General features: G+C 60.0%; 8 protein-coding genes. All 8 read left to right on the top strand.

Annotation, left to right across the window (positions count from 1 at the left end):
* Nucleotides 1-953, top strand: a 953-nt coding sequence (locus BFE01S_RS45290; protein ID WP_245621292.1) for a hypothetical protein, incomplete at its 5' end; no start/stop codon positions are given.
* A 423-nt stretch (nucleotides 954-1,376) separates the two neighbouring features.
* Nucleotides 1,377-2,303 carry a replication initiator protein A gene (locus tag BFE01S_RS36535; protein ID WP_007183094.1) on the top strand — a complete coding sequence of 309 codons (927 nt, stop codon included), beginning with the start codon at nucleotides 1,377-1,379 and terminating at the stop codon, nucleotides 2,301-2,303.
* Nucleotides 2,304-2,861: 558 nt separating this feature from the next.
* Nucleotides 2,862-3,164 (top strand): hypothetical protein, encoded by a 303-nt coding sequence (locus tag BFE01S_RS43785; RefSeq protein WP_084170445.1) that lies wholly within the window; start codon nucleotides 2,862-2,864, stop codon nucleotides 3,162-3,164.
* Between the two features lie 130 nt (nucleotides 3,165-3,294).
* On the top strand, nucleotides 3,295-3,600 hold the full coding sequence (locus BFE01S_RS36530) for a hypothetical protein (RefSeq protein WP_028229691.1): 306 nt from the start codon (nucleotides 3,295-3,297) through the stop codon (nucleotides 3,598-3,600).
* On the top strand, nucleotides 3,587-3,865 hold the full coding sequence (locus BFE01S_RS36525) for a hypothetical protein (RefSeq protein ID WP_028229690.1): 279 nt from the start codon (nucleotides 3,587-3,589) through the stop codon (nucleotides 3,863-3,865). The genes BFE01S_RS36530 and BFE01S_RS36525 overlap by 14 nt, the downstream gene beginning before the upstream one ends.
* A gap of 60 nt (nucleotides 3,866-3,925) precedes the next feature.
* Entirely contained in the window at nucleotides 3,926-4,138 is a 213-nt protein-coding gene (locus tag BFE01S_RS36520) for a hypothetical protein (protein ID WP_007183091.1), read from the top strand.
* A 51-nt stretch (nucleotides 4,139-4,189) separates the two neighbouring features.
* Nucleotides 4,190-4,825, top strand: coding sequence for a ParA family protein (locus BFE01S_RS36515; RefSeq protein WP_007183090.1), 636 nt, complete (start codon nucleotides 4,190-4,192; stop codon nucleotides 4,823-4,825).
* Nucleotides 4,822-5,085 (top strand): hypothetical protein, encoded by a 264-nt coding sequence (locus BFE01S_RS36510; protein ID WP_007183089.1) that lies wholly within the window; start codon nucleotides 4,822-4,824, stop codon nucleotides 5,083-5,085. The genes BFE01S_RS36515 and BFE01S_RS36510 overlap by 4 nt, the downstream gene beginning before the upstream one ends.
* The last annotated feature ends 684 nt before the right edge of the window (nucleotides 5,086-5,769 follow it).

Genomic DNA, 5,769 nt, shown 5'->3' with positions numbered 1-5,769 from the left:
CTGCGATGAGCGAACAATTCGGCTTCGATTTTGGCGACGCTGCCGCGCGGGCGTTTGCGCTGGATGAGCCCGGAACTTGGCTTGATCCGGAATACACCGTCGAGCAGTATCGTGCGATGTTTGCGAAGGGAACTGATGCGGTCCAGCGCATCGCTGGTCCGGCGCGGCCGCTGTTCGCGCGTGGCCTCGCTCTCGCCGGCGACGAACTCGAGAAGATGGTCGAACGCTGCGACGAGGACGACGAACCGCGCCATCTCTGGCGCGTGACGTGCAAGCCAACGGACGACGAGTTCGACGCATTCGTCGCTCACTGCCGGGCGATGGTCGGGTCGGTTTTCGACTGGATCGAATACAAGGTTCGGGACGAAGATGGATGCGTGGCGACGGCCGCGATGTACGTGCGCGACGTCGGCACGCTGATCGCGTGGCGATGGTCCGAGACCAATCGCGCCATCGACTTCCAGCCGTGGCGCGACTCGTTTTTCTTGGACAGCTACCGCGACGGGATTCACGCGATCGAAGCCCCCTATTCGACGTGGGGACATGCTTACTGCGCCGACAAACTCGCGAACTCCAACGACGGAATCGCCAGCGTGCCGACCTTCGTGGTGAATGGTCGGGAATACATCAACGACGGCGGTTTCAGCCGCGGCTCCTATCGCGAATGCGAGGGCTGGTCGTTCACCGCGTTCTCTGACTGGCAAGGTGCGACGTTCAGCTATCGCAGCCAGTGCCGAGCGTGGGACAACGGTAGTCTCGAACGCGGCGATCGGCGCGGTCTCTTGGTTCGCGTCCGTGGCCAGCTTTGCGTGTTGGACGGTGCCGTGAAGGTCTACGATACGCAGGCGACCGACGCTGTTTGGCAGGCGGACGACGCCGACGATGTGGAGACGGACGACGAAACCGACATCGGCGAAGAAGAGGAAACGCTGGAGGAAGAAATTGCCGCCTGAACGTGGCAATTAGGATAATCCGCCAAAATATGGCAAATTAATTAACGCGAAATGAGCGAAGCCCGGTTGGCGGCTACCAAACCGGGCTTCTACCAGAGCAAAGGCCCGTCTAGGAGCGCGTCCGCTTAGGATACCCATCATGATAGCTGTTCCATCCATTGACCTCAAGCAAGGCCACGTTGCCCGCTGGGAGTCAGCTACCGGGTTCTACGAGCTGCGGCTGTTCCGCGATCTCTTTGGTTATCCTGTCGCTCTTCGCACATGGGGCCAGAAAGACGGTACGCGCATTCGGACGCTCCAGACAGTTCTGGAGACGGATGACCGATGCGCACCGCTCTTTCGACTCGTGATTAGGCGCATGCGTGGACGTCCGTACACGCTTTGTAAGATCAGTTGAAGATGGAAGGACCGGAGGCCGGATCAATGGCAGCAACACCAGTACCCGTCAGGGGGCAACACAAACCGTACACGCAGACGGAGCTATTTGCGGCGAACATGCTTGAGTGGCCGGTCAAGGACGACCTGGCCAGCATGGAGTTCCCGCTATTCTCCCTGTCGAAACGACGCGACACGACCGTGCGCGAATACGTCAGCCCGTCGACTCAGAAGCGCGTCAAGGTAATTCCGTCCGTGCTGGGCGCCGCCACTGTCTTCGACAAGGATTTGCTGCTCTATATGGGCTCACAGATCATTGAAGCCCGACAAGCGGGATTGCCGATTTCTCGCACGGTGAAGATCGATACCTATGCGTTTCTGACCGGCACCGAGCGAGATCCGGGCGGCAAAGCCTATGACAACATGCTCGACATGCTACGTCGTCTGAAAGGCACGACGATCGAGACGAACATCGCGACAGGCGGCGAAGAGGAGACGAGAGGTTTTGGCTGGATCGAGGACTACACCATTACTCGGCGGACCAAGAACGGGAAGGGTGTCCTCGAGGTCGTCGTCATCGTCGCGGAATGGCTGTACAAGGCATTCCTGCACTACGAGGTGCTGACCATCGACCGCCGCTACTTTCTGTTGTCGCAACCGCTCGAGCGTCGGCTGTACGAGCTGGCTCGCAAGCACGCCGGCGACAAGGCCATCTGGAAATGCGACATCGAGATCATGCGGCAGAAAAGCGGCTCGATCCAGTCGCTGCGACATTTCCGGGCCGACGTCCGAGACATCATCAAGCGCGATGCCCTGCCCGATTACCGTGTCGCGCTGGACAGCAGCAAGAAGCCCCACCGGATCGTGTTCTACTCGCGCGACAGCAGGGCGTTGACGAAGGAGCTGCAGCGTATCGACGGGTTCACTTGGTTTGAGCAGCTCGAGCGGCAGGGCAACCTAATGGCCGACGACTAACGGAACGGGGTCGTACTTCGCCGACACGCGCTGTCGGTGCCCGCAGTGACTGTTGTTCCAGCGTGCTGTAATCGGGACGTTCCGGCCCGTGGCCGCTGCTCTACCCTCCCGCCTACATCAACAATTCGACGGCACGGAAGGCTTTTTCGAGCCTTTTGCCTATCTTCCTGAGTGTCGTATATCGCCGACCTTTCGGCTTAGTGTACGTACATACGTAAGTATGTGGTAATGCACCCATCCCCCGCCTTCCCGCCCTGCGGGAAGGAGCGAGTCGCCCTCTGTCGTCAAGGGTGCGGGGGAGATGAAACCACCCCCACACCCTCGACTGGAGCGTCTATCCCGGCACGCCAGCCCGTCAAGGGCCGCTGCGCTGCCGTCCTCACCCGTTCGGTGCTCGACCTGGCCTGCGGCCAGCTCTGCGCTCCGCTGCGGCTTCCGGGCGTCCCCTTGACCGTCTGACATGCCTCAACACCCATCCAAATATTTACGCAATTACGTATTTACGTATGTACGTAAGTATGGCAACATAGCTATACCCTTTCCTGCGCGGAGATCTCGATGGCAAATATGAAGTATTTCCACGGCGATCGCCAGCTTGTGGCCGTTACGAGCATGTCGAACACTGAATTCGCGCTGCGGTTTCCTGGCGTGGTCGGCCGCCGGTACGACGGCTATCACATGTGGGTCGGATCTCCCGCCGACGCACGTGACCAAGTGCTGCCGGTCGAGCGGGTGATCGAGTACAAATCGAACCCTAGCCGGCATGAATGTGACGCTCGCTGCCTCAACGCGACGGGCCGGATCATGCGCTGCGAGTGCTCATGCGGCGGGAAAAACCACGGAAGAGGCTCACGACGTTAATACGCAATTACGTATTTACGTATGTATGTATGTACGCTATACTAGGTTGGTGCTGCCGATGTCGGCGGCACCGGCGAACGCCCGGCGGCTACCGGGTTTTGCCGACGACCATCCGTCTAGGAGCATGACCATGAAGCAACCGATGCGACCGTCCGAATCGGACGCGATCGAGAAGCTGGAGGCCGAGATCGAGCGGCTCAAGGCTTCGCAGAAAATGATGCGCGCCGCGAACACTGCCCTGCGCAAGGGCGATGACAACGCCTTGCGGGCGCTGGGGTTCTCCGAGGAACACATTGGCGATCTCAAGACCAAGGATTTCGCCGGGCGCGTCGGCTTCCCTCAATCCGCTCTGCGCAACAACAACGCCGACATCCGCCGGCTCAAGAAGCGTATCGCTGAAGTCCAAACGAGGGAGGCATGCGATGCTGACCGTTGACCTGAAAATGTCGTGGGCCAGTGTGCTGCCCGTTCTCCTCGCTGGCTATGCCGAGGGGACGGCCGAAGGGCGGTCGATGGCCGTCGAGCAGTTCAAGAAGATGGCCGAGGCCGCTGATTTTGCGCACGAGTTGGCCGATGCGCTCGAGATGGTCATGACCGTCTTTGAGCGCCCGACGCCGACGGCGGGCAACTGGATGGAAGTTCAGCACGCCAAGAAGCTGCTGAATCGCCTCCCTACCCGCGAGATCTCGCAGGAAGACTAACCCGATAATGCCGTACTTACGTATGTAAATACGGCATTATGTAGCTCGCACGAGGGAGTCATGGAACGCGAATACCGGGTTTTCTATCGGACCCCGCAATCGTTCGACGAAAAGGCGCATACCGTTCGACTCGCTATAGGAGACGGCGCCGACGAGAACACCGTCGAGTTGTTGCTGCTTGCTCAGGCGAAGCATGAGATTGCTGCGAAGGTCGGCCGACCGCCGGACCAGGTGCATATCAACGGCTTCAGTTTGCTTTCGGACTGCCATTAAGGCATAATTACGTAATTACATACGCATGTATGTACGGATTAGGAGAAACCCATGAAATACGCGGTTGTGAATACCAAGGGTGGCGTAGGCAAAACGACGACGGCTGTTCACCTGGCGACGCATCTCGCCAGTTCGGAGCCTACCCTACTGATCGACGGCGACCCGCAGGAGACGGCGGCAACATGGGCGGCATGGCGACGTGACAGCGAGGCGGTGAAAGGCAAGCCGTCGCCGACGACGACATGCCTGCGCGGCAAGGCCATTTTCGATGAGGGCAAGCAACTGTCGAAGGGGTTCGCACACACGGTCGTGGACGCCGGCGGTCGCGACGCGCCGGGGCTCCGCAATGCGCTGCTGCTGGCCGATTTGGCGATCGTCCCGGTCGGCGCGTCCGGCTTCGACGCGGCTGCGATGACGGATCTACTCGAGGTCGTCGACTTGGCCAAGGATTACAACCCCGAGCTGCGCGTGAAGATCCTGCTTACGCGCATCGATCCCCGGACCAAGGACGGGAAGGAAATGCTCGAATTTCTGCAGGAAAACAAACTCGACGTGCTCAATGCCCGCGTGTGTGAGCGCGTGGCGTTCCGCCGCGCTACCAGCGAGGGCTGCACGGTTGAGGAAATTGGCAAGGATAGCCAAGCCGTGGCCGAAATGGTCGCGTTCTACCAAGAGGTGAAAGCATGAAGAGAAAGCCTTCTCTAGAGGAATTCCGTGGCGGCGGCAGCGAAGGTGCGGTCGAATCTCAATCGACGGCGCCGGGCACTGCCGCGGCTACGGTCCCGGCAGTGCCCGAGCGGACCAACAAGACCATTCGTATCCGCAAGACCTTCGAGACGAAGCTGAAGGAGGATGCGTTTCACCGCACGCAAGCAGAGGGTCGTCGGGTCACGGAATCCGACATCATCGACGAGGCGCTCGAGTTCTATTGGGCACACAAGAAGTAATTACGTATGTACGCACGCATGTACATACGTAATTTGAACCGAATAGGGCGAACGGGATGGAGAAGAATATTGCCTTTGGCTCGCTGTCGATCATCTCGATGATTGGAGCCGTTTCGGCTGCGGAATCGGACCATGCAGACACGTATGAACCGCCGATCCGGTGGAGGGTAGAGAAGGCGCAGTGTACGTAATTACGTATGTACCCGGACATTCAGTAAAGGCCGCCCACGGGCGGCTTTTTCATACCTACGGGCAGCAGAGCGGGGCAGGGCCGCCGGCGGCGGCCACATCCACCCATCCCCCGCCTTCCCGCCCTGCGGGAAGGAGCGAGTCGCCCTCTGTCGTCAAGGGTGCGGGGGAGATGAAACCGCCCCCACACCCTCGACTGGAGCGTCTATCCCGGCACGCCAGCCCGTCAAGGGCCGCTGCGCTGCCGTCCTCACCCGTTCGGTGCTCGACCTGGCCTGCGGCCAGCTCTGCGCTCCGCTGCGGCTTCCGGGCGTCCCCTTGACCGTCTGACATGCCTCAACACCCATCCAAATATTTACGCAATTACGTATTTACGTATGTACGTAAGCAGACTATAATAGATCCCATGCAGTGACGGCCACGCCTCACCGCATCCCGGCCGGAACCACTGGCGGCTACCAGTCCCCGGCCTACCTCCCAACCGTCTAGGAGCAA

It is taken from the genome of Paraburkholderia ferrariae NBRC 106233, assembly GCF_000685035.1.
Taxonomy (GTDB): Bacteria; Pseudomonadota; Gammaproteobacteria; order Burkholderiales; family Burkholderiaceae; genus Paraburkholderia; species Paraburkholderia ferrariae.
This window is presented reverse-complemented; position numbering and strand designations above follow the sequence as displayed.

What these genes read in the sequence shown, in the direction of transcription:
- BFE01S_RS43785 (WP_084170445.1), top strand. Translation starts at nt 2,862, where the DNA reads ATGGCAAATATGAAGTATTTCCACGGCGATCGCCAGCTTGTGGCCGTT.
- BFE01S_RS36510 (WP_007183089.1), top strand. Translation starts at nt 4,822, where the DNA reads ATGAAGAGAAAGCCTTCTCTAGAGGAATTCCGTGGCGGCGGCAGCGAA.
- BFE01S_RS36525 (WP_028229690.1), top strand. Translation starts at nt 3,587, where the DNA reads ATGCTGACCGTTGACCTGAAAATGTCGTGGGCCAGTGTGCTGCCCGTT.
- BFE01S_RS36515 (WP_007183090.1), top strand. Translation starts at nt 4,190, where the DNA reads ATGAAATACGCGGTTGTGAATACCAAGGGTGGCGTAGGCAAAACGACG.
- BFE01S_RS36520 (WP_007183091.1), top strand. Translation starts at nt 3,926, where the DNA reads ATGGAACGCGAATACCGGGTTTTCTATCGGACCCCGCAATCGTTCGAC.
- BFE01S_RS36530 (WP_028229691.1), top strand. Translation starts at nt 3,295, where the DNA reads ATGAAGCAACCGATGCGACCGTCCGAATCGGACGCGATCGAGAAGCTG.
- BFE01S_RS36535 (WP_007183094.1), top strand. Translation starts at nt 1,377, where the DNA reads ATGGCAGCAACACCAGTACCCGTCAGGGGGCAACACAAACCGTACACG.